Source organism: Dorea sp. BIOML-A1 (genome assembly GCF_009875615.1).
In the GTDB taxonomy this organism is placed as follows: Bacteria; Bacillota; Clostridia; order Lachnospirales; family Lachnospiraceae; genus Dorea_A; species Dorea_A amylophila.
This window is the reverse complement of sequence record NZ_WWSA01000025.1, coordinates 1-25,517: the sequence shown is the minus strand read 5'-3', so window position 1 is coordinate 25,517 and position 25,517 is coordinate 1. Positions and strand designations below refer to the sequence as shown.

The following is a 25,517-nucleotide window of genomic DNA, read 5'->3' as shown; positions in this document are numbered from 1 at the left end:
AATCAGAAAATCGAAGCATAAGAGATAAAACAAGAGACCGTGGAATCGGCTATGTATGCCAAAGTGCATGCATGGCGGTTTCACGGTCTTTTTTTATATATGCAGGTATGTAGAAATTGATTTGTGCATAATGTACAAAAAAATAAAATATAAAATAAAATATTGATTTAAAATAAATGAAAGAGTATATTTATAGAAAAGACTTAATTCATTATTCGTAAAATCTATAAGTAAGGAGGAAAGACTTTGGATAAACTGAATAATATCGTATTATTGATTCAACATTATCTGGCAGATTATATTTTGATCATTCTGCTGTTAGGAGGAGGTGTTATATTTACGATCCGGCTCGGATTTATCCAGATACGTGGATTTAAGGCCGGGTGGAAAAGAACGTTTGGCGGACTGTTTTCGAAAAAAGGAACGGCGGGAAAAGACGGTATGTCATCATTTCAGGCACTTGCAACGGCTATTGCAGCACAGGTAGGAACGGGGAATATTGCAGGAGCGGCAACAGCATTGGCAATAGGCGGACCGGGAGCGATTTTCTGGATGTGGATTGCGGCATTTCTTGGAATGGCGACCATTTTCGGAGAAGCTATTATGGCTCAGAAATATAAGCATGTAGGAAAAGACGGGCATGTAACAGGCGGACCGGTTTATTATATCCAGGCGGCTTTCAAAGGTACTTTTGGAAAAATCCTGGCAGCTGTCTTTTCTGTTCTGATCATTTTTGCACTGGGATTTATGGGAAATGCGGTACAGTCCAACTCGATAGCGTCAGCATTTCATACTGCATTTGGTATACCACAGATAGTGGTGGGGATCATTATAGCGGTTATCGCATTGTTTGTATTTGTCGGAGGAATTTCCAGAATTGCAAAAGTTACAGAGACGATTGTTCCAATCATGGCATGTTTTTATATTATCGGATCACTGATTGTAATCTTTGCAAACTTTAAAGAAATCCCATATGCATTTTATTCTATCGTTGTAGGTGCTTTTAAACCGTCTGCAGTCAGTGGCGGAGCAGTGGGAGCAACGGTAAAGCTTGCACTCACAAAAGGTGTGGCAAGAGGACTGTTCTCGAATGAAGCAGGTATGGGATCGACGCCTCACGCACATGCGGTAGCGAAAGTAGAACATCCGGTAGAGCAGGGATTTGTAGCAATGATCGGTGTATTCATTGATACCTTTGTAATTCTGAATCTGACGGCACTGGTGATTATTACAACACAGTCGATTCCGACAGGGCTTACAGGTACAGCGCTCAGCCAGTATGCATTTTCGAGTGTATTCGGAAAATTCGGTAATGTATTTATTGCAATCTGTATGTTCTTTTTCGCATTTTCGACGATTATCGGATGGTATTTCTTTGGGCAGGCCAATGTGAAATATTTATTTGGAAAAAATGCAGTAAAGCCGTATGCGGTTCTGGTTTCGCTCTGTGTATTGTTAGGTTCACTTGCACAGGTTGATCTGGTATGGAATATGGCAGACTGTTTCAATTCATTGATGGTAATTCCTAATATTCTTGCATTGTTCTTCCTGAGCAGCCAGATGAAAGAACTGCATGACGATTACTATCATAATTTCTTGAAAAATAAAAAAGTAAAATAAAGAAAAAAGACTTTGTGAATAATGAATAAGTGAAAACGAAAAACGGAGGAAAAATAGAAAAATATACAAAAAGCAGATTACATAATTGTTCAAAACAACTAAAAAAAGATAAAAAAAGATAAAGTATTGCAATATAAGTAACAATGATGTAATATAGAGGAAGAAAATAAATGATATAAAAATTTTCTATAACTGAAAAGAAGAGTGGGATGATATTTCTCAAGAGAGAGCTGCCAGGGCAGCCGCCGAAGAGGCAAACCGGTATCGAAAAAAATGAGGAAAAACCGGACGAAACTTTCAGGCAAAAGGACGGAGAAAGGTACTACATTCTGAATCTTGTACTGTAAGAGGAATTAGATCTAACAGGACGAAAGACAGAAAAGGACGTTTGAACGCAGTAACTGGCGTGGGACGTCCTTTTTATTTTCTAAGGCTGGTTGAAATAACATAAGAGAGGATGGACATGAATGAGTAAGTATATGGTGATCACAAATAATCCGCTTGTACGATCCAGGCTGGATGATACACATGAGGTAATCTATCTGGAACTCTCTTATGAAGAACTTCTGAAGGTAGTAAGGGACAGAATTTACGAAGGTCACAGATTATTGACACATCCATTATCAGGAAGTGTAAAACCAAAGGAAACACCGTACAAATCTGTGCTGATATCTGAGAGAAAGGAGAAGGTGGATGGGGAATCTGTCAGATTGATTGAAAATGCGATTCTGGTATGTCAGAAATTTCAAGATAAAAGTAAGTATTACAAAGAAGAAGTTTATAAGGATTTTCAATTGGTTGACTGGACTTTATTAGAGAGCGGACTGGCGTCTGCGGATGTTTGGTAGAAGACAGTGATAAAAGAGGTTGTAAAACGGGCAGCGTTTTATAAAAGAAGATGAAAAAAGGAGGAAAAGATCGTGAGATTAGAAATGGGGAATATTTACATTAAGGATATCCAGTTTGCGGATACATCGAAGATTGAAGATGGAATCCTGTATGTAGATAAAGGAGCTGTAAAAGCGGTAGCATTGGAAGATGAGCATATCAAAACAGTCACTTTTGATATTGCGAAACCAGGAGAATCAGTAAGAATCACACCGGTAAAAGATGTGATCGAACCAAGAGTAAAAGTTGAGGGAAAAGGCGGGGTATTCCCGGGAATTATTTCAAAAGTTGATACCGTTGGTTCCGGAAAGACATATGCATTAAAAGGAATGGCTGTTGTAACAGCAGGAAGAATCGTCGGTTTCCAGGAAGGTATCATTGACATGACAGGACCTGGAGCAGATTACACACCGTTTTCAAAGACGTTGAATCTGGTTATGGTATGTGAACCTGTAGAAGGTATCAAGCAGCATGAATATGAAAAAGCAGTCCGGTTTGCCGGATTCCGGGTAGCAGCTTACATTGGGGAATTAGCGCGTGAGCTTACGCCGGATGAGACAAAAGTATATGAGACATGCGGTATCAAAGAAGGAATCACACAGTATCCGGATCTTCCGAGAGTTGCATATGTCCAGATGCTTCAAAGCCAGGGACTCTTACATGACACTTATGTATACGGAGTGGATGCAAAGAAGACACTTCCTACAATCTTAAGTCCTACAGAGATCATGGACGGAGCAATCGTCTCCGGTAACTGTGTATCTGCATGTGATAAGAATCCTACATATGTACATGAGAATAATCCGGTTGTTCATGATCTGTTTGAAGAACATGGAAAGACACTGAACTTTGTATGTCAGATCATTACAAATGAAAATGTATACCTTGCAGATAAAGAAAGATCTTCTGACTGGACAGCAAAACTGTGTAAGATGTTAGATTTGGATGGCGTTATCGTATCACAGGAAGGATTTGGTAATCCGGATACAGACCTTATTATGAACTGTAAGAAGATCGAAGCAGAAGGCATCAAGACTGTAATTATTACAGATGAGTATGCCGGACGTGATGGAAAATCACAGTCTCTTGCGGACGCAGATGTGGCAGCAGATGCGGTTGTAACAGGTGGTAATGCAAATGAAGTTGTTATCCTGCCAAAACTTGATAAAGTAATTGGAACTTTAGATTATGTGACAAAGATCGCCGGAGCAAGTGAAGATACACTTCGCGAAGATGGATCTCTTGAAGTAGAACTTCAGGTCATCACAGGTGCAACAAATGAGACAGGTTTCAATAAGCTGAGTGCAAGATAGAAGAGGGAGGATAAGAATATGTCTAAGATAAAAGTAGTTCATTATATCAACCAGTTCTTTGCACAGATTGGTGGAGAGGAAAAAGCAGACTATCCTGCAGAAATTCGTGTTGGGGAAGTTGTAGGACCTGGTCTGGCACTGACACAGAATTTTAAAGATGAAGCAGAGATTATTGCAACAGTTATTTGCGGAGATTCTTACTTCAATGAGAACCTTGAAAAAGCAAAAGCAGATATTCTTGCAATGGTAAAAGAGCAGGCACCGGATGTATTTATTGCAGGACCGGCATTCAATGCAGGACGTTATGGTGTGGCTTGCGGTACAATTGCGGCAGCTGTTCAGGAGGAACTTGGAATTCCTGCAGTTACAGGTATGTATGTAGAAAACCCTGGAGCAGATATGTTCAAGAATGATGTCTACATGATCTCAACAAAGAACAGTGCGGCAGGTATGAGGGATGCAGTGAAGAAACTTGCTCCGTTGGCAGTGAAACTGGCAAAAGGAGAAAAAATCGGTTCATCTGCAGAAGAAGGATATATCCCAAATGGTGTACGTGTAAACTTCTTCGAAAAAGAAAGAGGATCCAAACGTGCTGTTAAGATGCTGATCAAGAAATTGAATGACAAGCCATATGTAACAGAATATCCGATGCCGAATTTTGACAGAGTAGAACCAAATCCGGCAGTGAAGGATCTTGCACATGCGAAGATTGCCCTGGTTACTTCCGGTGGTATCGTTCCAAAGGGAAACCCGGACCACATAGAAAGTTCAAGTGCTTCTCACTATGGAGAGTATGATATTACAGGAGTTACAGATCTTACAGAAGAGACATATGAGACTGCACATGGCGGATATGATCCGGTATATGCGAATGAAGATCCGGACCGTGTACTTCCGGTAGATGTTCTTCGTGATATGGAAAAAGAAGGTGTGATCGGATCGCTTCATCATCTGTTCTATACAACTGTAGGAAATGGAACATCTGTAGCATCCGCAAAAGCATTTGCAGCAGAGTATTCGCAGAAATTAAAGGCTGACGGAGTAGATGCCGTTATCCTGACCTCCACCTGAGGTACCTGTACTCGTTGCGGTGCAACGATGGTAAAAGAAATCGAAAGAGCAGGAATTCCTGTTGTACATATCTGTACAGTTACTCCGATTTCTATGACAGTTGGTGCAAATAGAATCGTACCGGCAATTGCTATTCCACATCCACTCGGTAATCCGGCACTGGATCAGGAAGAAGAAAAGAAATTACGCCGTGGAATCGTAGAAAAAGCTCTGGAAGCTTTGACTACGGAAGTTGACGGACAGAAAGTTTTTGAATAGTACATGTGAATATAGAAGGAGATATAACGTAAAATGAGTGAGATTTATGACGTTATCATTCTGGGTGCAGGTCCTGCCGGTCTGGCGGCGGGGCTGTATGCAGGAAGAAGCCGGCTCAATGTTCTGATCATCGAAAAAGGTCAGGATGGAGGTCAGATCGCAATTACTGACGAGATTGAAAATTATCCGGGTCAGATTGTAGAAGGGGAATCCGGACCATCCCTGATTGCAAGAATGACAGAGCAGGCAGAAAAATTCGGGGCAAAAAGGGTATCCGATATGATCAAAGAAGTAGAACTTGAAGGAGAGGTCAAGGTTCTTAAGAGCGAAAAGAATGAATATCGCGGAAAAAATGTGATCATTGCAACGGGCGCACATGCAAGACCGATCGGATGCAAAGGAGAAGGACAGTTCAGGGGAAAAGGTGTTTCTTATTGTGCAACATGTGATGCGAACTTTTTTGAAGATTTTGAAGTATATGTAGTCGGCGGTGGGGATTCCGCGGTAGAAGAGGCTATGTATCTGACAAAATTCGCAAGAAAAGTTACGATCATTCACAGAAGAGATGAACTGCGGGCTGCAAAATCAATTCAAGAAAAAGCATTCAAGAATCCGAAGCTTTTCTTTATGTGGGACAGTGTCGTAGAAGAACTGGAAGGTGACGACATCCTTCAGGCAATGTATGTGAAGAATGTTAAGACCGGAGAAGTAACAAAAGTCGAAGCAGATCCGGAAGACGGAATGTTCGGGCTGTTCGGATTTATCGGAACGGTTCCGAATACAAAGATCTTTGAAGGAATCATTGATATGGATGAAAGAGGGTACATTAAGACGGATGCTGATATGCATACCAATATTCCGGGTGTATATGCAGCAGGAGATGTACGTGTAAAGAGCCTGCGTCAGGTGGTAACAGCGGCAGCAGATGGTGCGATCGCAGCTGTTCAGGTCGAACGCAGCATGTCAGATTATTTTTAGGAGAAACTCCGGAATTTAACCGGGTCATTATAATAAAAAAAGGAGGAAAAATGACATGATAGATGTAGATAAGACTACGTTTGAAGAAGAAGTATTAAAAGCAGAAGGTTATGTATTTGTTGACTTTTATGGAGATGGATGTGTTCCTTGTCAGGCACTGATGCCGAAGGTACATGAATTTGCAGATACTTATGGGGACAAACTCAAATTCACATCGTTAAATACAACAAAAGCACGCCGTCTTGCAATTGCCCAGAAAGTTCTTGGACTTCCTGTAATGGCAATCTATAAAGACGGGGAAAAAGTAGAAGAGCTGGTAAAAGATGACTGTACAGCTGAAGCAATTGAAGCAATGATTAAGAAATATATCTGATTCTCGAGAGGTAATTTCTAAATCATAGATAAATGACCTTGATAAGGTTTAAATAAAAAGAAAGGAGATCGTAATTATGGCTATTTTAGAAGGGAAAAAAGCAATAATTATCGGAGACCGTGATGGAATTCCGGGACCGGCTATCGCAGAATGTGTAAAAACTGCAGGTGCTGAGATCGTATTCTCATCTACGGAATGTTTCGTCTGAACGAGCGCAGGCGCAATGGATCTGGAAAACCAGAAGAGAGTAAAAGAATTCGCTGAAGAATATGGTGCAGAGAACTTGGTAGTAGTTCTTGGTGCAGCAGAAGGAGAGGCTGCAGGTCTTGCAGCTGAGACTGTAACTTTAGGCGATCCTACTTTCGCAGGTCCATTGACAGGGGTCCAGCTTGGACTCACGGTATATCACGTATGCGAACCAGAGATGAAAGAAGAGTTTGACGAAGCGGTTTATGATGAGCAGGTAAGCATGATGGAAATGGTATTAGATGTTGATGATATCATTTCTGAGATGCAGGCTATCAGAGATCAGTTATAGTCCGAAGTTTCTCATACGAATGAAAAGGACAGGTCCGTTGTGTTCCTACAGGGACTGTCCTTTTTCTAAATTTCAGGGTATTTATTTTGAGGTAAATGGAAAGGTGGATAACCAATGAACAGTGTAATTAAAGGGGCAAGTTATGTATTAGTACATACACCAGATATGGTTTTATACAACGGAACAACACAGACAACAGAAAGAGTTGTGAATCCGGATTCGGAATATTTAAAAGCAGTACCGGAGCATCTCCGTTCTTATGAAGAGGCAGTGTCTTACTGGCCGAACCAGACTTATATCGGTAATGCACATCCGGATGAACTTGCCGAAATAGAATTCCCGTATTATGACAAGAAAAAAGAAGGGGCAGAACGTTACGGAAAATATGGAGAGATCATGCCGGAAGAAGAATTCCTGCTTCTGGTACAGGCATGTGATATGTTCGAAGTAGTGAGACTGGACAAAGCATTTGTTGAAAAATATAAAGAAGCATTTGCCAAAGATCCGGTAATCTCTGATGACATAGTTGAAAAAATCCATGAAGGGGTGGAACTTTCTGAGATCGAAACGCTGATCAGCGAAGATCATGCGGAACCATTATATTTTGAGCATCAGTTAGTGGGCTGTGTAAAACCGGCACATGACATTGATGTGAACCTGTCTTCTCATGTTATGCATGAAAATCTTATGAGCAAGGCTTCCAGTGTACTTGCCCTTCTCTATGCTGTGAAGAATGCAGGAATTGAGAAATCAGATGTTGAATATGTAATTGACTGTGCGGAAGAAGCTTGTGGAGATATGAACCAAAGAGGCGGCGGTAACTTTGCGAAGGCGGCAGCAGAGGTGGCAGGTCTTGTCAATGCAACCGGATCAGATGCCAGAGGATTCTGTGCAGCACCGACACATGCACTGATCGAGGCAGCCGCACTGGTAAAAGCAGGCGCGTATAAGACGGTTGTCGTTACAGCAGGAGGCTGTACTGCAAAACTTGGTATGAACGGAAAAGATCATGTAAAGAAAGGCCTTCCGATCCTGGAAGACTGCCTGGGAGGATTTGCAGTTGTTGTATCTGAGAATGACGGAGTGAATCCGGAGATCGATCTCGGAATGCTTGGACGCCACAGTGTGGGAACCGGTTCTGCACCGCAGAATGTAATCGGAAGCCTGGTAGCAGACCCGCTTGACCGTGCAGGAATGAAAATTACGGATATCGATAAATTCTCACCGGAGATGCAGAATCCGGATATCACAAAACCGGCAGGAGCAGGAGATGTACCGCTTGCCAATTATAAGATGATCGGTGCACTGGCTGTTAAGAGAGGCGAGCTGGACAGAAAAGAACTTGCAAACTTTACAAAAGAACATGGCCTGACCGGATGGGCACCGACACAGGGTCACATTCCTTCCGGTGTCCCATATGTAGGATTTGCAAGAGAAGACATTCTGGATGGAAAGATTAAGAATGCAATGATCATCGGAAAAGGAAGCCTGTTCCTTGGACGTATGACGAACCTTTTCGATGGGGTATCATTCGTTATTCATGGCAATACAGCAGCTGTACAGGAAGAAGCTGCCGGTGTATCTGAGGAAGAAGTAAAGGGACTGATCGCAAAGGCGATGAAAGAATTTGCAGCAACCCTGATGGCTGAATAGGGGGTGTGCAGGATGGCAGATAAGATTGAAAAAATCATTGCAGACACATTTCTGCAGATGGCAGAAGGTCTGGAGACCGGAAACTTTGGAAAGAAACCGAGGATTGCACTGACCGGAATGGGTAGCGAACATGGAGAAGAGAATGCCATGGAAGCCGCAAAGATGGCAGTAAAAGATGGAATTGACGTATATTATATCGGAACACTGGAAGCAGATGGCGTTACTACCGTGAAGGTGGCAGATGATGAAGAAGGTCATAAGAAGATGGAAGAAATGCTTGCATCGCATGAAGTAGACGGTGCAGTAACGATGCATTTCCCATTCCCGATTGGTGTATCGACGGTTGGACGTGTTGTGACTCCGGCGAAGGGAAGAGAGATGTTCATTGCCAATACAACCGGAACTTCCAGTTCAGACCGTATAGAAGGAATGATCAAAAATACAATCTATGGAATCATAGCTGCAAAGGCGTGTGGTAAGGAGCATCCGACAGTGGGAATCCTGAATGTGGATGGTGCACGCCAGACGGAGATGGCATTAAAAGAACTTGAGAAAAACGGATACGACATTACGTTTGCTGAATCAGCAAGAGCTGACGGGGGTTGTGTAATGCGTGGAAATGATGTACTGCAGGGAACACCGGACATTATGGTATGTGATTCGCTGACCGGAAATATCATGGTGAAGATGTTATCTTCTTACACAACAGGAGGCAGCTTTGAAGCATCCGGATATGGTTATGGCCCTGGTATCGGGGAAGGTTATGAACAGCTAGTTATGATTGTATCCAGGGCGTCAGGAGCACCGGTGATCGCAGGCGCAATCCGTTATGCGGCGGAGCTGGTAAAAAGTAAAGTATTTGAGATCGCAAAGAAAGAATTTGTAGCAGCAGACAAAGCCGGTTTAAAAGATATCCTGGCGGCAAGAAAACAGATGTCGAAACCGGCATCGGAAGCCATAGAAGTAAAGGCTCCGCCAAAAGAGATCGTGACATCCCAGATTGCGGGAATAGAAGTTATGGATCTGGAAGATGCGGTGAAAGTACTGTGGAAGCAGAACATCTATGCAGAGAGCGGAATGGGCTGTACAGGACCGATTATCCGTGTGTCTGATGCGAATCTTGCAAAGGCAGAAGAGGAGCTTAAAAAGGCAGAATATATCAATTAAAGGATAACGGAATCCAATGGTTTGAGTGAAAAAATAAGAATAAATACGGGAGTGGAAGAATCAATAGAAAGATTCTTCCACTCCCGGTATTTTTTAATATGGAATAGAAGCTGCCAGTGGCAGCTTCTATTCCATATTATTTCTGACCGCGAAGTCTCTTTTCACGGATATCAGCAATGGCTGTATAAAGTACATCGGATGAAGAATTGAGGCCTGTCTCACAGGAATCCTGGATAACTCCGATGATAAATCCAACACCGACAGCCTGCATGGCAACATCATTCGGTACACCGAAGAGGCTGCAGGCCATAGGGATAAGAAGAAGAGATCCGCCGGCAACTCCGGAAGCACCTGCGGCACTTAATGCAGCAAGTACACAGAGAATGATCGATGTAAGAAAGTCTACATGGATATCCAGTGTATGAGCGGTAGATAAAGCCATTACAGAGATTGTGATCGCAGCCCCTGCCATGTTGATCGTAGCTCCAAGTGGAATGGAGATAGAGTAGGTATCTTCGTCCAGACCAAGTTTCTTACAAAGTTCCATATTAACCGGAATATTGGCAGCAGAACTTCTGGTGAAGAATGCTGTGATAAAGCTTCCTTTCAGACAGGTAAATACCAGTGGAAATGGGTTCTGTCTTGTGAAAATAAATACAATGACCGGATTGATAATGAAGATAACAACAGCCATACTTCCAACCAGAACGAGGATTAACTTTCCATAAGAAAGTAATGCATCCAGTCCCTGTTCTGAAATCGTAGAGAAGATCAGTCCCATGATACCGAACGGAGCACAGTTGATGATCCATTGAACTGCGGTCGCCGTTGCATCGGAAATGTTCTCCAGTGCATCTTTTGTTCCCTTGTTCGCGTGTTTTAATGCAATTCCAAAAATAACTGCCCAGAAAAGAATACCGATATAATTAGCATTGACAATGGAATCAACCGGATTCTTAACGAGATTGTTCAAAAGGTTGGTGAGCACTTCCGCAATTCCGCTTGGCGGAGTGATATCGGTAGCAGAAGCAGTGTCTGTAAAGGTCAGTGTTACCGGGAATAATCGGCAGGCAATAACGGCTACAAAGGCAGATACAAGGTTACCAACCATGTACAAAATGATAATAAATTTTAAATTGGTCTTCTGACCAGACTTCATGTGGCAGAGTGCACTCATAACCAGGAAGAATACCAGAAGCGGGGCGATTCCTTTCAGTGCTCCGACGAACATGGTTCCGAGAATCGAGATTACGGATGCCTGCGGAACAACAAGACCAAGAACCAGACCAATGATCAATCCGCAGATGATCCGTTTGATCAGGCTGATGCTGTTCCATTTTTTGATTAAATCTTTCATTGTTTTTTTTGGCAGGATTTTTTTGAATCCCGCACCCCTCTCTTTTGTTTTTTTGCTTTTCGCAAGTATGATTATGATTATACAGGAAAAGAGCAGGAAAGTAAATATTATTTTTGGGCAAAATGACAAGAAAAAGAAAAAAGTATGTGAAAAAATTGTCATATTAAACAAAAAAATATCGTTTAGAGGTTGTGCATATGCAGTAAGAGTGGTATAATAACCACTGTTAATAAAGAGATTGCCATCTGGGGAGATGGTATTTTTGGGAGGTCATATAATATGCAATTAAATAATGATGGTCTGATGTGGGCACTGGTAAAGGAAAAATCGGAGGAAGGACTGTGGATGAAGCGTGTTCCGATTCCGGAAGTAGGACCGAATGATGTGAAGATCAAGATCCACAAGACAGCAATCTGTGGAACGGATGTACATATTTATCAGTGGAATGACTGGGCACAGCATACGATTCCGATCGGCCTTACAGCAGGTCATGAGTATGTTGGAGAGATCGTAGAAAAAGGGGAAGGTGTACAGGGGTTCAAGATCGGTGATCTGGTATCCGGTGAAGGACATATTACATGTGGAAAATGCCGTAACTGTCTGGAAGGACACAAGGAGAACTGTAAGGATGCGAAAGGTGTCGGCGTGAACCGTAACGGAGCATTTGCGGAATATCTTGTGATTCCGTCAAGTAACGTATGGCCATGTAATCCGAACATTCCGGAAGAGATGTATGCAATCTTTGATCCATTTGGAAATGCAACACATACAGCACTTTCTTTTGAAGCACTGGGGGAGGATGTGCTGATCGCCGGAGCAGGCCCGATCGGATGTATGGCAGCAGCAATCGTGAAGTTCTCGGGTGCAAGACATGTTGTGGTAACAGATATGAATCCATACAGACTGGAACTTGCGAAGAAGCTGGGAGCAACAAGAACAGTTAACTTAAAAGAAGAGAATCTGAAAGATGTCATGAAAGAGATCGGAATGGCAGAAGGATTTGATGTCGGTCTTGAGATGTCCGGATCACAGGTGGCATTGGATGATATGATCCACAATATGAAGCACGGCGGACACATTGCACTGTTAGGATTACAGAGAACAGATGCCAAAGTAGATCTTGAGACAGTAATTTTCAACGGATTACATCTGAAAGGAATCTACGGACGTAAAGTATGGGATACATGGTATAAGATGTCTACGATGTTACAGGCAGGACTTGATATCTCGGATATCATCACACATCATTTTGACATCAAAGATTTCCAGAAAGGATTTGACGCTATGATCTCCGGTAATTCGGGAAAAGTCATTCTGGACTGGGCACATGTAAATGACTAAAAAGAGTGCATGGAACAAAGCAGAAAAAAGGCAGAATAAAAATGGAGAGGTTGAGAAAATGGCACGTAAAGACGATATTTTAAGCATTTATACAAAAGAAGTAGAAGGAATCAAAGAAGCTGGGCTTTTCAAAGGAGAGGCACCTTTTGTATCCCCGCAGGGAGCAAGAGTGAAGATGGAAGACGGAAGAGAACTTCTTTGTATGTGTGCGAATAACTACCTTGGACTGGGGGATAACCAGAGACTGATCGAGGCAGCTAAGAGAACATATGATGAAAAAGGATACGGAGTAGCATCTGTACGTTTTATATGTGGAACACAGGACATTCATAAGAAACTGGAGAAAAAGATCTCCGGATTCCTGGGAACAGACGATACGATCCTTTATTCTTCATGCTTTGATGCAAACGGAGGATTATTCGAGACAATTCTGACAGCAGAAGATGCAGTCATCAGTGATGAACTGAATCATGCTTCTATCATTGACGGAGTACGTCTGTGTAAAGCAAAACGTTTCCGCTATAAGAATAACGATATGAAAGATCTGGAAGCAAAATTAAAAGAAGCAGACGAAGCCGGAGCAAGAATCAAACTGATCGCTACAGATGGCGTATTTTCTATGGATGGAATCATCTGTAATTTAAAAGGGGTATGTGATCTGGCTGATAAATATAACGCACTGGTTATGGTTGATGATAGCCATGCGGTCGGATTTGTAGGAAAGACCGGACGTGGAACAGCAGAGTACTGTGGTGTGGAAGGCCGTGTGGATATCATTACCGGAACATTGGGAAAAGCACTTGGAGGAGCATCCGGCGGATATACATCCGGACGGAAAGAGATCATTGATCTATTAAGACAGAGAAGCCGTCCGTACCTGTTCTCTAACTCTCTGGCACCGGCAATTGCAGGGGCCAGCCTGGAACTGTTTGACATGCTGGAGGAGAGTACAGAACTTCGTGATCACCTGGAAGAGGTAACTGCATACTACAGAAAACAGCTGGTAGATAACGGATTTGATATTATTCCGGGAACACATCCATGCGTACCTGTTATGCTCTATGATGAGAAGACAGCAGCAGAATTCGCAAAACGTATGATGGAAAAAGGTGTATATGTTGTAGCATTCTCTTACCCGGTTGTACCGAAGGGAAAAGCAAGAATCCGTACACAGGTATGTGCAAGCCATACAAAAGAAGATATTGATTTCATCGTAAAATGTTTTATTGAAGTAAGAGAAGAGATGGGATTAAATAAATAACCGGATAAAAATAAATAAAAGATGAGAAAAAATGGTACGTAGCATTTATGAAAAGTGGTGCGTACCATTTTCTTTTTTGTGTTATACTAAACACAGCGTAAACTTGAAAGGAGAGACTGACAATGGAAAGAAGAAATGCATGGAAGACATACACACAGGAACAGTTAAAAGAACTGGATCAGATCAATGACAGATATAAAGTATGCCTGGATGAAGGAAAGACGGAGAGAGAATGTATCCGTCTGACTGTGAAAGAGATTGAAAAGCAGGGGTATCGTAACCTGAATGATATCAAAGGAAGTTTAAAAACAGGAGATAAAGTCTATGCAGTATGTATGGGAAAAAGTATTGCCATGTTCCGGATCGGAAAAGAACCATTGGAGAATGGCATGAACATACTGGGAGCGCATATTGATTCGCCAAGAATCGACGTGAAACAAAATCCTTTATATGAAAACGAAGAACTTGCTTACCTGGATACGCATTACTATGGCGGCATTAAGAAATACCAGTGGGTGACATTGCCTCTTGCTCTTCATGGAGTGATTGTTAAGACCGACGGAACAGTACAGGAAGTAAGTATCGGAGAGAAAGAAGAGGATCCGGTATTTGTAGTGACAGATCTTCTGATCCATCTGGCAGGAAAACAGATGGAAAAGAAAGCAAGTGTAGTGATCGAAGGAGAAAAACTCGATCTTCTGATCGGAAGCCGCCCGCTTGAGAAAGAAGAAAGACTGGATGAGAGTGAGAAAGAAGCAGTAAAAGCCAATGTCATGCGGATTCTGACAGATTATTATGATATGGAAGAGGAAGATTTTCTGTCGGCAGAACTGGAAATCGTACCTGCAGGAAAGGCCAGAGATTGTGGAATTGACAGAAGTATGATACTGGCTTACGGACAGGATGACAGAGTGTGTGCATTTACCTCATTATTCGCTATGCTGGATGTCGAAGAAGCAGTGCGTACCTCATGCTGCATCCTGGTTGATAAAGAAGAGATCGGAAGTGTTGGTGCAACCGGTATGCATTCCCGCTTCTTTGAAAATGTTGTGGCAGAACTGGTAGCTCTTACAGAAGGGGAATCAGAATTGAAAGTACGTCGTGCGCTTCAGAATTCCAGAATGCTTTCTTCTGATGTAAGCGCAGCTTATGATCCGATGTATGCGGAAGCCTTTGAAAAACGGAGTGCGGCATTCTTTGGAAAAGGGCTGGTATTCAATAAATTTACCGGAGCAAGAGGAAAGAGTGGTTCCAATGATGCCAATGCAGAATATCTGGCAGAAATACGTCGTGCGATGAATACAGAAGATATATCGTATCAGTTCGCTGAACTTGGAAAGGTCGACATTGGAGGCGGTGGAACAATTGCTTATATCATGGCAAATCATGGCATGGAAGTTATCGACAGTGGTGTGGCAGTCTTAAGTATGCATGCACCATGGGAAGTAACAAGTAAGGCAGATGTATACGAGGCTTACAGAGGATATAAGTCGTTTTTGCGTAATATCTAAAAAAGAAAGTCGTATATTTGCACTTGAATGTACGGAAATAAGCACAATTGTGCACAATGACTGAAAAACACAGGAAAAATCAACAGATTTATTGGTGAAAGTCTTGACGAAAACTGGCAAAAACAGTAAAATATGAAGTGCGACTTAGAAAATTTAGTTTTAGGAGGTCATGACAAATGGCAAAATGGGTTTATATGTTTACAGAAGGTAACGCAACCATGAGAAACCTTCTTGGTGGAAAAGGTGCAAACCTTGCTGAAATGACAAACTTAGGTCTTCCGGTACCACAGGGCTTCACTGTAACAACAGAAGCTTGTACACAGTACTACGAAGACGGCAGACAGATCAATGACGAAATTATGGGTCAGATCATGGAAGCTATCGATAAAATGGAAGGAATTACAGGAAAGAAATTCGGAGATAAGAAGAATCCACTTCTCGTTTCAGTTCGTTCCGGAGCAAGAGCTTCTATGCCTGGTATGATGGATACAATCCTGAACCTTGGATTAAATGAAGAAGTAGTTGAGACACTTGCTGAAGCTTCAGGAAATCCTCGTTGGGCTTGGGACTGCTACAGAAGATTCATCCAGATGTTCTCTGACGTAGTTATGGAAGTTGGAAAGAAATATTTCGAAGAGCTGATCGACAAGATGAAAGCTGACAGAGGTGTTAAGCAGGACGTTGAACTTACTGCAGAAGACCTGAAAGAGCTGGCTAACCAGTTCAAGGCTGAATACAAAGAGAAGATTGGTTCTGATTTCCCATCTGATCCGAAGGAACAGTTAATGGAAGCAGTAAAAGCTGTATTCCGTTCATGGGACAACCCAAGAGCTAACGTATATCGTCGTGACAATGATATCCCATATTCATGGGGAACAGCTGTTAACGTACAGATGATGGCATTTGGTAACATGGGAGATGACTGTGGTACAGGTGTTGCGTTTACTCGTGACCCAGCTACAGGAGAGAACGGTCTGTTCGGAGAATTCCTTACAAATGCACAGGGAGAAGACGTAGTTGCCGGTGTTCGTACACCAATGCACATTTCAGAAATGGAAGAGAAATTCCCAGAAGCATTCGTACAGTTCAAACAGGTTTGTGAAACTCTTGAAAAACACTATAGAGATATGCAGGACATGGAGTTTACTGTAGAGCATGGTAAACTGTACATGTTACAGACACGTAATGGTAAGAGAACAGCAAAAGCTGCTCTGAAAATCGCTTGTGATCTTGTTGATGAAGGAATGAGAACAGAGGAAGAGGCTGTTGCAATGATCGACCCTCGTAACCTTGACTCTCTGCTTCACCCACAGTTCGATGCAAAAGCCCTGAAAGAGGCTACACCACTTGCAAAAGCACTTGGAGCATCTCCGGGAGCTGCTTGCGGTAAGATCGTATTCACAGCTGACGATGCTGTAGAATGGGCTGAAAGAGGAGAAAAAGTTGTTCTTGTACGTCTTGAGACATCACCAGAAGATATCACAGGTATGAAGTCTGCACAGGGTATCCTGACAGTTCGTGGTGGTATGACATCTCACGCAGCCGTAGTTGCTCGTGGTATGGGTACATGCTGTGTATCTGGTTGCGGTGACATCGCAATGGACGAAGCTAATAAGAAATTTACACTTGCCGGAAAAGAATATCATGAAGGAGACTGCATCTCACTTGATGGTTCTACAGGTAATATCTATGATGGTATCATCCCAACAGTTGATGCAACAATCGCTGGTGAATTCGGAAGAATTATGGGATGGGCTGACAAATACAGAACAATGAAAGTTCGTACAAACGCTGATACACCACACGATGCTGTAAAAGCACGCGAACTTGGTGCAGAAGGTATCGGACTTTGCCGTACAGAGCATATGTTCTTCGAAGGAAACAGAATCGATGCATTCCGTGAAATGATCTGCTCTGAGACAGAAGAAGAAAGAGAAGCAGCACTTGCTAAGATTCTTCCAGAACAGCAGGGAGACTTCGAAAAACTGTATGAAGCACTGGAAGGTAACCCGGTTACTATCCGTTTCCTTGATCCACCGCTTCATGAGTTCGTTCCTACAGAAGAGGAAGACATTAAGAAACTTGCTGACGCTCAGGGTAAAACTGTTGAGCAGATCAAGACAATCATCGACAGCCTTCATGAGTTCAACCCAATGATGGGACACCGTGGATGCCGTCTTGCAGTAACATATCCAGAGATTGCTAAGATGCAGACAAGCGCTGTTATCCGTGCAGCAATCAATGTAAAGAAAGCTCACCCAGACTGGAACGTAAAACCAGAAATCATGATCCCACTTGTTGGAGACATCAAAGAGCTTAAATATGTTAAGAAATTCGTAGTAGAGACAGCAGACGCTGAGATTGCAGCAGCAAACAGCGACCTTGAGTACGAAGTTGGAACAATGATCGAGATCCCAAGAGCAGCTCTTACTGCTGATCAGATCGCTTCAGAAGCTGACTTCTTCTGCTTCGGTACAAACGACTTAACACAGATGACATACGGATTCTCTCGTGACGATGCTGGTAAGTTCTTAGACGCTTACTATGATGCTAAGATCTTCGAGAACGATCCATTTGCTAAGCTTGACCAGACAGGTGTTGGTAAATTAATGGAAATGGCTATCGAATTAGGTAAGCCGGTTAATCCAAGCCTTCACGTTGGTATCTGTGGAGAGCACGGTGGAGATCCATCTTCTGTTGAATTCTGCAACAAGATCGGTCTTGACTATGTATCTTGCTCACCATTCCGTGTACCAATCGCTCGTCTTGCAGCAGCACAGGCAGCAATTAACCAGAAATAGTACACTGTAGGTGGCTAACATAGAACGTTAATTAGCTTATATAGAGAACCCCTTACATCAATTATGGTGTGAGGGGTTTTTTTCGTGAAAAATGTACAAAAGTTCTTGGGTGTGCTAGTATGATGATAAAGACAAATCGGGATTTACAGGAAGTGTGACAAGAAAGCCAAAACGGTATACTGGGAAAAAAAGATTAAGAAAAGAATAAAGAGCTGGTTTTAATTGTAAAATTTATGGGGAACTAACATCAGCTTATTGACATAAATTTAAAAATAAGTATAATAATAGTTGAGTAATTGTTCAACTATTATTATTTGGGGGGGTGAATATATGTCAAAAACGTCTTATATTTGTAATTGCGATGTAATTCATGAGGATATTGTGAATGATGTGAAATCCAAGATGCAGCCAAAAGATGATTATATCCAGTTGGCTTCTTTGTTTAAGCTATTTGGAGATGGAACTAGAGTACAAATCTTACACGCTCTAGAACAGAGTGAGATGTGTGTATGTGATCTTGCAGTGCTACTGGGGGTAACAAAATCTGCAATTTCGCATCAGTTAAAGGCATTACGCCTAGCGAATCTGGTAAAATTCCGTAAAGAAGCACAGATAGTTTACTACTCGCTGGCAGATGATCATGTGAAAGAGATTATTGACAAGGGATTTGAGCATCTTTGGCAGAAATAATATTTTTTAATATTATAGTTGAGTAATTGAACAATTAAACAAATTATAAGGAGATTATCATGAAACGCATATTTCTATTAAAAGGGTTGGACTGTCCAAATTGTTCCGCAAAAATTGAAAAAGAAATCGGAGAGTTGGATGGAGTGCAATCCTCAGTGGTAAATCTGATGAAGCAGACGCTTACAATCAATGTTACTCAGACAGCCGCAGATACGATAGCCAGTCAGATTGAAACGATTGTTCATAGCCATGAGCCAGATGTGGAAGTTCAGGAAGAAACCGTTATGAATGTTACAAAGAGTTATTCGTTAAAAGGGTTGGACTGTCCGAATTGTTCCGCAAAAATTGAAAAAGAAGTCGGAGAGTTGGATGGAGTGCAATCCTCAGTGGTAAATCTGATGAAGCAGACGCTTACAATCAATGTTGCTCAGACAGCCGCAGATACGATAGCCAGTCAGATTGAAACGATTGTTCATAGCCATGAGCCAGATGTGGAAGTTTCTGAAATTGTACAGGAATCTTATATACCGGAAAAAAAGCAGGAGGCCAATGAATCCTATAACAATGAGGATAAGAAGTTGACAGTTCGTTTAGCGACTGGTGCAGCAATCTATGCCATTGGTATGGCATTGACTGTTTTTGCGAAAGTGCCACTGCCTATCGAGTTAGCTTTTCTCATTGTTTCTTATGTTATTCTTGGTGGAGATGTTGTATGGCAGGCTGTGAGGAACATTTCAAAGGGGCGTGTATTTGATGAACATTTTTTGATGAGTGTTTCTACGATTGGGGCTTTTGTCATTGGTGAATATCCAGAAGCAGTTGCTGTTATGCTATTCTATCAGGTAGGTGAATTTTTTCAGTCATTGGCTGTTAAGCGTTCCAGAAAATCTATATCAGACTTAATGGATATACGTCCAGATTCTGCTACAGTAAGAAGAAATGGGGAATTGATTACCATATCTCCAGAAAATGTCTCCATTGGTGAGATTATTATTGTAAAGCCTGGTGAAAAAATTCCATTAGACGGTGTGGTATTGGATGGAGATTCTATGCTGGATACAAGGGCCTTAACAGGAGAATCAGTTCCGAGAAGTGTTCATAAAGGAGACGAAGCACTTTCCGGTTGTATGAATCAGACGGGTGTCTTAATGATTAAGACAACAAAAGCATTTGGTGAATCTACGGCTTCAAAGATTATTGATCTTGTGGAAAATGCGTCAAGCCGAAAAGCACCAACAGAAAATTTTATTACTACATTTGCACGTTATTATACACCTGTGGTTGTAATCTTAGCAGCTTTGCTGGCGATTCTGCCACCGATCATTCTTGGCGGAGGCTGGACAGAGTGGATTCGCAGAGGATTTGTTTTCCTTGTGGTATCTTGTCCATGTGCATTGGTTATTTCAATCCCGCTGACTTTCTTCGGCGGCATTGGTGCGGCATCTAAACGAGGTGTTCTTGTAAAAGGAAGCAATTATTTAGAGGCACTTAATAATGTCAGCGTTATTGTGTTCGATAAAACCGGAACACTTACAAAAGGTGTTTTCAATGTGACGGATATTTTGCCTGCAAATGGATTTTCAAAAGAACAGGTTCTGGAGTATGCGGCAGAGGCAGAGAGTTTTTCTAACCATCCTATTGCAAAATCCATTCTTGCTGCTTATGAAAAAGAAATTGATCAGTCAGTGATTTCTGATTATAAGGAAATTTCAGGATATGGAATCAGTGTAATGGCAGGGGAAAAGAAAGTTTTTGCTGGCAATACGAAACTTATGGATACAGAATGTATAGAGTACACAACCTGTGAAAACGCAGGTACAAAAGTTTATTTGGCGGTAGATGGTCAATATGCAGGATGTATTTTGATAACAGATGAAGTGAAGCCGGACAGTAAAAAAGCAATTTCTGACCTGAAACATATCGGCGTGGAAAAAACAGTCATGCTTACCGGTGATGATGAAAAAATTGGGAAGTCTGTTGCAGAAGAATTGCAGTTGGATGAATATTATGCACAGCTGCTTCCTGACCAAAAAGTGGAAAAGGTTGAGCTTTTAGATGGTAAAAAGAGACCGGGAAGCAAATTGGCTTTTGTTGGTGATGGTATCAATGACGCTCCTGTCCTTGCCCGTGCAGATGTTGGTATTGCAATGGGTGGGCTTGGTTCGGATGCGGCCATTGAAGCAGCAGATGTAGTTCTGATGACAGATGAACCGTCTAAGCTGGTGGACGCGATTGAAGTAGCAAAAGCGACAAAACAGATTGTCATGCAGAATATAGTGATTGCTCTTGGGATTAAGAGTGTGTTCCTGATTCTTGGCGCTCTTGGTATTGCGGGAATGTGGGAAGCTGTATTTGGTGATGTAGGCGTTACCATAATTGCTGTTTTGAACGCAATGAGAATTTTGAAAAAATAGGAAATGAGGTGGACATGTGAAACGAAAACTGATTCTGTTAGTTGTTACGATTGTTTTTCTTGTAGGTTTTGGTGTCATTTTACATTCACCGCCTTCTATGATTGATGCAGTCACAGGAGCAACACCGAAGTCAAAAAAGGCGGCTCAAGCCTCCGCACAGTTGGAAGGCTCTTATGTTCTCGGTATTAATATGATGTCAGATGGTCTCGACAACGAGAACACCCGGAATAAATTAAAAGAATTGGCACTGGACGATTCGGAAACAAATGAAACAGATCTCATGAAAACGGACATTAGTTTTCGGTTATATGTATCTGAGACGGATTATCCGCTTGTCAGTTATGCTAAGAAACTCTGTGACAGGTTGAAACAGGCCGGTTTTTCCGTAGATCTGAAAGAGTACAGTAACACAATGATGCTATCAAGAGTGGTAAGTGGAAAGTATGATGTATTCCTGGCATCGGATGATTTTATTGACGTTACAACGCTAACACAGATGGACTATATGATCATGGACAGCGAAGAAATGAGGTGAGCGGGAATTTATGAGAAAATGGAATACGATTTTGTCTGTTTTAATGCTTCTCATTTTTATGATTCATGGAATCATGGGCAGCTTTATGCTGAACGGAGTTGGAAGTAGTGCAGGGAAACTTCTTGCATGGATTGGTGTTGGTATTCTTGTTGTGCATACGGTGATTGGTGTCATCCTGACAGTTCAGAGTTTACAGACAGCGAAGCAATCAGGAAAAATGTATCTGAAACAGAACGCCATATTTTGGGCGAGACGAGCCAGTGGGATGGCAATACTGATTCTGCTGTTATTCCATATTGGCTTGTTTGGAAAGGTGCAGAATGGGACATATATTTTGTTCCCTTTTACAACGGTAAAGATGGTAACTCAGCTTTTGTTCGTAGCGGCAATCTTTGTTCATATTTTTATCAATATACGCCCATTGCTCGTATCACTGGGAATCATTAGTTATAAAGAACGAAGGAGCGATATTTATTTGATCCTTTCGGTGCTTCTTCTTTTTATAGCGGGAGCGGTTATTTTATATTATATTGGGTGGCAATATCTATGAGTAAGACAATTATTATTATAGGTGCTGGACTGGCAGGACTTTCAGCGGCTTTGCAGGCAGCGGAAAATGGATGCAATGTAAAACTGGTTTCCTCCCTTCCGTCAGAGCGGGCACAGTCTGTTATGGCGGAGGGCGGTATCAACGCAGCTTTGAATACAAAAGATGAAAACGACAGTCCCGAAGAACATTTTACAGATACAATAAAGGCAGCATGTGGTCTGGCAGATCCAAATGCAGTTTGGGAAATGACACAGGCAGCACCGGAGCTGGTGCACTGGCTGCTAAAACTTGGAGTTAAATTTAACATGAGTGGCTATGATGATGTGGATCTGCGGAATTTTGGCGGGCAGAAAAAGAAACGGACTGCTTTTGCACAGAGCGATACCGGGAAGCAGATCATGACAGCTATGATAGACGCTGTTCGCAGGAAAGAAGCATCTGGTATGGTAGAACGGTTCAGCCATCATTCTTTCCTAACACTTCGTCTGTGTGGCAATATTTGTTGTGGCTGCGTAATCAGGGATGAATATAGTCAGGAGACTGTGGAATTACCGGGGGATGCGGTTATTGTTGCCACCGGTGGTATGCACGGATTGTTTGGAAATACAACGGGTTCGCTGAGCAATACAGGAGAAGTCACCGCAGAATTGTTCCGGCTTGGTGTTCCTCTGGCAAATGGCGAGATGATCCAGTACCATCCGACAACTGTGAAATGTGGTGGAAAACGCATGCTCATCAGCGAGGCGGCCAGAGGGGAAGGTGGCAGGTTGTTTGCCATGAAAGATGGAAAACAATGGTATTTCATGGAGGAAAAATACCCGGAGCTTGGAAATCTGATGCCACGAGATATTACCGCCAGAGAGATATGGAAGGTCAGCCATGAATCAGAGGTATTTCTTGACATGACGGAAATATCGGAGGAGATTATTTCAAATAAGCTATCTGGTCTGGCAGACGATTGTATGACCTATCTGCATAAAGATATACGAAAGGAACCGGTGTCTGTTTTACCGGGAATTCACTATTTTATGGGAGGCATTCTGGTGGATGAGCAGCACAGAACGCCGATTCAGAATCTTTGCGCTGCCGGAGAATGCTGTGCCCAATATCATGGTGCCAACCGTCTTGGTGGAAATTCTCTGTTAGGAGCGTTATACGGAGGACGTGTTGCGGCAAAATCAGCATGCGAACAGGCAGATGTAGTAGATCTATCTTGTGCGACACAGATAGATTTTCCACCAGCGTCTCAAATTTCAGAAATAAAGCAATTAAACAAAGTGATGCAGGAGACTATGGGCGTTGTCAGAAATGAGAATACGTTGTTAAATGGGATTCAAACGGTACAAGCGCTGACAGGAAATCTTCCATTGCTTGGCATGGCAGTTCTAAAGAGTGCTCTTGCAAGAAAAGAAAGCCGTGGTGCACACTGGCGGGAGGATTATCCGAAGAGCAATGACGATGATTACCTTAAAACAACGGTAGCCAGATTTGATGGAAAGCAGATACAGATTTCCTTTGTACCTGTTCCAGAAAGGCGGTGATTCACTTGGTATATAAAATAAGAATCAGGCGGCAGGAGAGTCAGAAATCAGACAGTTATTGGCAGGAATTTGAGTTTGACGGAAGCAAAAACAGCTCTGTTGCCAATGTTCTAAAGGAATTGAACAGTAGAACTCCTTTGAAAGATAATTCAGGGAATATAGTTACTCCCATCAGCTGGGAATGTAGCTGTATGGTGCGAAAATGTGGGGCTTGCGCCATGCTGATTAACGAACGTCCGAGGCTGGCATGCTCTACATTTCTACATACGTTAAAAGGTTCTACAATCACCTTGGAACCTTTAAGCAAATTTCCGCTTGTAAGAGATTTGATCGTTGACCGGTCAATTCTGTTTGAAAATTTGAAAAAACTGAACCTTTGGCTTGAAAGTGAAGCTTATATGAATCCGTGGACACATGAACCGAGATACCAGTCGGCACGCTGTCTGATGTGTGGCTGCTGCCTTGAAGTGTGTCCCAACTTCTCTGCAAATGGGACTTTCGCAGGCGCTGTTGCTGCAGTCAACGCATTTCGGATTCTGAATGAAGAACAGGAAAGCACTCATTTGAATGAGATTTCTGCTGAATATAAGAAGAAATATTTTGAGGGATGCGGGAAGTCGTTATCTTGTCATGATATTTGTCCGATTGGTCTGCCTGTGGAAGAACTGCTTGTAAGGTCGAATGCAGCGGCTGTTTGGGGCAAATAAAATGGATGATAAAAGCTATAATGAATGTATGAAGAGAATCAAAAACTTGATTCTCTTTTTTTAAAATACATACATTGGCAAATATCTATGTATATATTATATTGAACATAGACAATGATCAATGTGAGGTGTCAATATGAATGCAATGGATGTGGCTTTGATATGCAAGGCTTTGGGCGATGCGAACCGGCTGGAAATTGTACAGATGCTGTCGGATGGAGAAAAGTGCGGGTGTAAACTTTTGGAAAGATTTGAAATTACCCAGCCAACTTTATTCAATGATGAATGTTCCGGAAATATTGTAGCTAATAGTTATTTAAACTGTTGTATTTGTTTAAAAATTAAAAAATATCTAATGAGTCTTCCGCATCTACCCACATCTGCAAATTTCCATCAAGATATAATCTCGCATATTCAAGTGGTTCATCGACAGCAAGTGAGGTTAATGCACAGTCTGATCCGGGTGTAGTTTTTAAATCCTTTTCAGCTTCCCAACAGTCAATGCGGAGCATATAACCAGCAGAAGTATAAACATCAATACTGTTGCGTTGTGGATTGTATTCTGCAAATATCGTTCTCATCATATCGAATCTCCTTATCATTCAATCAATCATCAGTTACAAAAATCAGAAGCATTTCAATCAGTTCACCATGTCATTTTCATTTTGTGTTATAATGTGTTATCAGATTTTTTTGCCCTTGTAGTTGCCCTTATCAGAGTTCGTAAACACTGGTGGGACGATATAACACAAGGGAAATAATAAGGGAAAGCTCACTAGTGATAAATTCAGTGTCTTCAAGGGTTTGCGGAGAATTTAATAACAAAATATAACAGTTATTAAATCTCTTAAAACAGGTGAAATCTCAATCGGAATTTGTAGTAAAGGAGGTTTACAATGGGGTTTTGGATTTTTATGTTGATTATGGATTTGCTTCTTCCATTTACGATG

At 41.9% G+C, this 25,517-nt stretch carries 21 protein-coding genes, 1 pseudogene and 1 riboswitch; of the genes and pseudogenes, 20 read left to right on the top strand and 2 right to left on the bottom strand.

Annotated elements, in window-relative coordinates; genetic code table 11:
• Positions 1 to 246: 246 nt before the first annotated feature.
• From GT508_RS10260 to grdD, 9 genes are all read left to right on the top strand, one after another.
• Positions 247 to 1,620 (top strand): alanine/glycine:cation symporter family protein, encoded by a 1,374-nt coding sequence (locus GT508_RS10260; RefSeq protein ID WP_044919436.1) that lies wholly within the window; start codon positions 247 to 249, stop codon positions 1,618 to 1,620.
• A gap of 210 nt (positions 1,621 to 1,830) precedes the next feature.
• Positions 1,831 to 1,943, top strand: a riboswitch (glycine riboswitch).
• A 144-nt stretch (positions 1,944 to 2,087) separates the two neighbouring features.
• The gene (locus GT508_RS10255; protein WP_006426357.1) at positions 2,088 to 2,468 is read left to right on the top strand and encodes a GrdX family protein; all 381 of its coding nucleotides are present in this window, start codon (positions 2,088 to 2,090) and stop codon (positions 2,466 to 2,468) included.
• 72 nt (positions 2,469 to 2,540) lie between these two features.
• On the top strand, positions 2,541 to 3,821 hold the full coding sequence (locus GT508_RS10250; RefSeq protein ID WP_022415093.1) for a glycine/sarcosine/betaine reductase component B subunit: 1,281 nt from the start codon (positions 2,541 to 2,543) through the stop codon (positions 3,819 to 3,821).
• An 18-nt stretch (positions 3,822 to 3,839) separates the two neighbouring features.
• Complete coding sequence (gene grdB / locus GT508_RS10245) at positions 3,840 to 5,150, top strand: glycine reductase complex selenoprotein B (protein ID WP_081021049.1); 1,311 nt, start codon at positions 3,840 to 3,842, stop codon at positions 5,148 to 5,150.
• Between the two features lie 33 nt (positions 5,151 to 5,183).
• Entirely contained in the window at positions 5,184 to 6,128 is a 945-nt protein-coding gene (gene trxB / locus GT508_RS10240; protein WP_055283624.1) for a thioredoxin-disulfide reductase, read from the top strand.
• A gap of 55 nt (positions 6,129 to 6,183) precedes the next feature.
• The gene (gene trxA / locus GT508_RS10235; RefSeq protein WP_022415097.1) at positions 6,184 to 6,501 is read left to right on the top strand and encodes a thioredoxin TrxA; all 318 of its coding nucleotides are present in this window, start codon (positions 6,184 to 6,186) and stop codon (positions 6,499 to 6,501) included.
• A 76-nt stretch (positions 6,502 to 6,577) separates the two neighbouring features.
• Positions 6,578 to 7,039 carry a glycine/sarcosine/betaine reductase complex selenoprotein A gene (gene grdA, locus GT508_RS10230; protein ID WP_080656513.1) on the top strand — a complete coding sequence of 154 codons (462 nt, stop codon included), beginning with the start codon at positions 6,578 to 6,580 and terminating at the stop codon, positions 7,037 to 7,039.
• Between the two features lie 114 nt (positions 7,040 to 7,153).
• A complete protein-coding gene (grdC, locus tag GT508_RS10225; protein WP_117598214.1) occupies positions 7,154 to 8,692 on the top strand; it encodes a glycine/sarcosine/betaine reductase complex component C subunit beta in 1,539 nt (512 codons plus the stop codon).
• A gap of 12 nt (positions 8,693 to 8,704) precedes the next feature.
• Positions 8,705 to 9,859 (top strand): glycine/sarcosine/betaine reductase complex component C subunit alpha, encoded by a 1,155-nt coding sequence (gene grdD, locus GT508_RS10220; RefSeq protein ID WP_161144161.1) that lies wholly within the window; start codon positions 8,705 to 8,707, stop codon positions 9,857 to 9,859.
• A 136-nt stretch (positions 9,860 to 9,995) separates the two neighbouring features.
• Here the strand turns inward: grdD and sstT are convergent, their stop codons facing one another.
• Positions 9,996 to 11,216, bottom strand: a complete 1,221-nt coding sequence (gene sstT / locus GT508_RS10215) for a serine/threonine transporter SstT (RefSeq protein WP_138376285.1) — start codon at positions 11,214 to 11,216, stop codon at positions 9,996 to 9,998.
• A 279-nt stretch (positions 11,217 to 11,495) separates the two neighbouring features.
• On the opposite strand from sstT, the gene tdh reads away from it, so the two are divergent.
• From tdh to GT508_RS15070, 11 genes and pseudogenes are all read left to right on the top strand, one after another.
• Positions 11,496 to 12,557, top strand: a complete 1,062-nt coding sequence (gene tdh / locus GT508_RS10210; RefSeq protein ID WP_138376284.1) for an L-threonine 3-dehydrogenase — start codon at positions 11,496 to 11,498, stop codon at positions 12,555 to 12,557.
• 58 nt (positions 12,558 to 12,615) lie between these two features.
• The gene (locus tag GT508_RS10205; protein ID WP_161144160.1) at positions 12,616 to 13,818 is read left to right on the top strand and encodes a glycine C-acetyltransferase; all 1,203 of its coding nucleotides are present in this window, start codon (positions 12,616 to 12,618) and stop codon (positions 13,816 to 13,818) included.
• A 122-nt stretch (positions 13,819 to 13,940) separates the two neighbouring features.
• Positions 13,941 to 15,329, top strand: a complete 1,389-nt coding sequence (locus GT508_RS10200) for an aminopeptidase (protein WP_161144159.1) — start codon at positions 13,941 to 13,943, stop codon at positions 15,327 to 15,329.
• Positions 15,330 to 15,505: 176 nt separating this feature from the next.
• On the top strand, positions 15,506 to 18,130 hold the full coding sequence (gene ppdK, locus GT508_RS10195; protein WP_055283630.1) for a pyruvate, phosphate dikinase: 2,625 nt from the start codon (positions 15,506 to 15,508) through the stop codon (positions 18,128 to 18,130).
• Between the two features lie 330 nt (positions 18,131 to 18,460).
• Complete coding sequence (locus tag GT508_RS10190) at positions 18,461 to 18,820, top strand: ArsR/SmtB family transcription factor (RefSeq protein ID WP_015512809.1); 360 nt, start codon at positions 18,461 to 18,463, stop codon at positions 18,818 to 18,820.
• A gap of 59 nt (positions 18,821 to 18,879) precedes the next feature.
• Positions 18,880 to 21,234, top strand: coding sequence for a heavy metal translocating P-type ATPase (locus GT508_RS10185; RefSeq protein WP_161144158.1), 2,355 nt, complete (start codon positions 18,880 to 18,882; stop codon positions 21,232 to 21,234).
• Positions 21,235 to 21,250: 16 nt separating this feature from the next.
• Positions 21,251 to 21,769, top strand: a complete 519-nt coding sequence (locus GT508_RS10180; protein WP_008703789.1) for a DUF6921 family protein — start codon at positions 21,251 to 21,253, stop codon at positions 21,767 to 21,769.
• Between the two features lie 10 nt (positions 21,770 to 21,779).
• Positions 21,780 to 22,319, top strand: coding sequence for a hypothetical protein (locus tag GT508_RS10175; protein ID WP_025579815.1), 540 nt, complete (start codon positions 21,780 to 21,782; stop codon positions 22,317 to 22,319).
• Complete coding sequence (locus GT508_RS10170; RefSeq protein WP_161144157.1) at positions 22,316 to 23,860, top strand: FAD-dependent oxidoreductase; 1,545 nt, start codon at positions 22,316 to 22,318, stop codon at positions 23,858 to 23,860. The genes GT508_RS10175 and GT508_RS10170 overlap by 4 nt, the downstream gene beginning before the upstream one ends.
• Positions 23,857 to 24,567 carry a succinate dehydrogenase/fumarate reductase iron-sulfur subunit gene (locus GT508_RS10165; protein ID WP_009203877.1) on the top strand — a complete coding sequence of 237 codons (711 nt, stop codon included), beginning with the start codon at positions 23,857 to 23,859 and terminating at the stop codon, positions 24,565 to 24,567. The genes GT508_RS10170 and GT508_RS10165 overlap by 4 nt, the downstream gene beginning before the upstream one ends.
• 136 nt (positions 24,568 to 24,703) lie before the next feature.
• Positions 24,704 to 24,829: pseudogene (locus GT508_RS15070) on the top strand (ArsR family transcriptional regulator); the annotation flags it as partial.
• Between the two features lie 79 nt (positions 24,830 to 24,908).
• Here the strand turns inward: GT508_RS15070 and GT508_RS10155 are convergent.
• The gene (locus GT508_RS10155; RefSeq protein WP_161144170.1) at positions 24,909 to 25,148 is read right to left on the bottom strand and encodes a DUF6061 family protein; all 240 of its coding nucleotides are present in this window, start codon (positions 25,146 to 25,148) and stop codon (positions 24,909 to 24,911) included.
• Positions 25,149 to 25,517 lie beyond the last annotated feature (369 nt).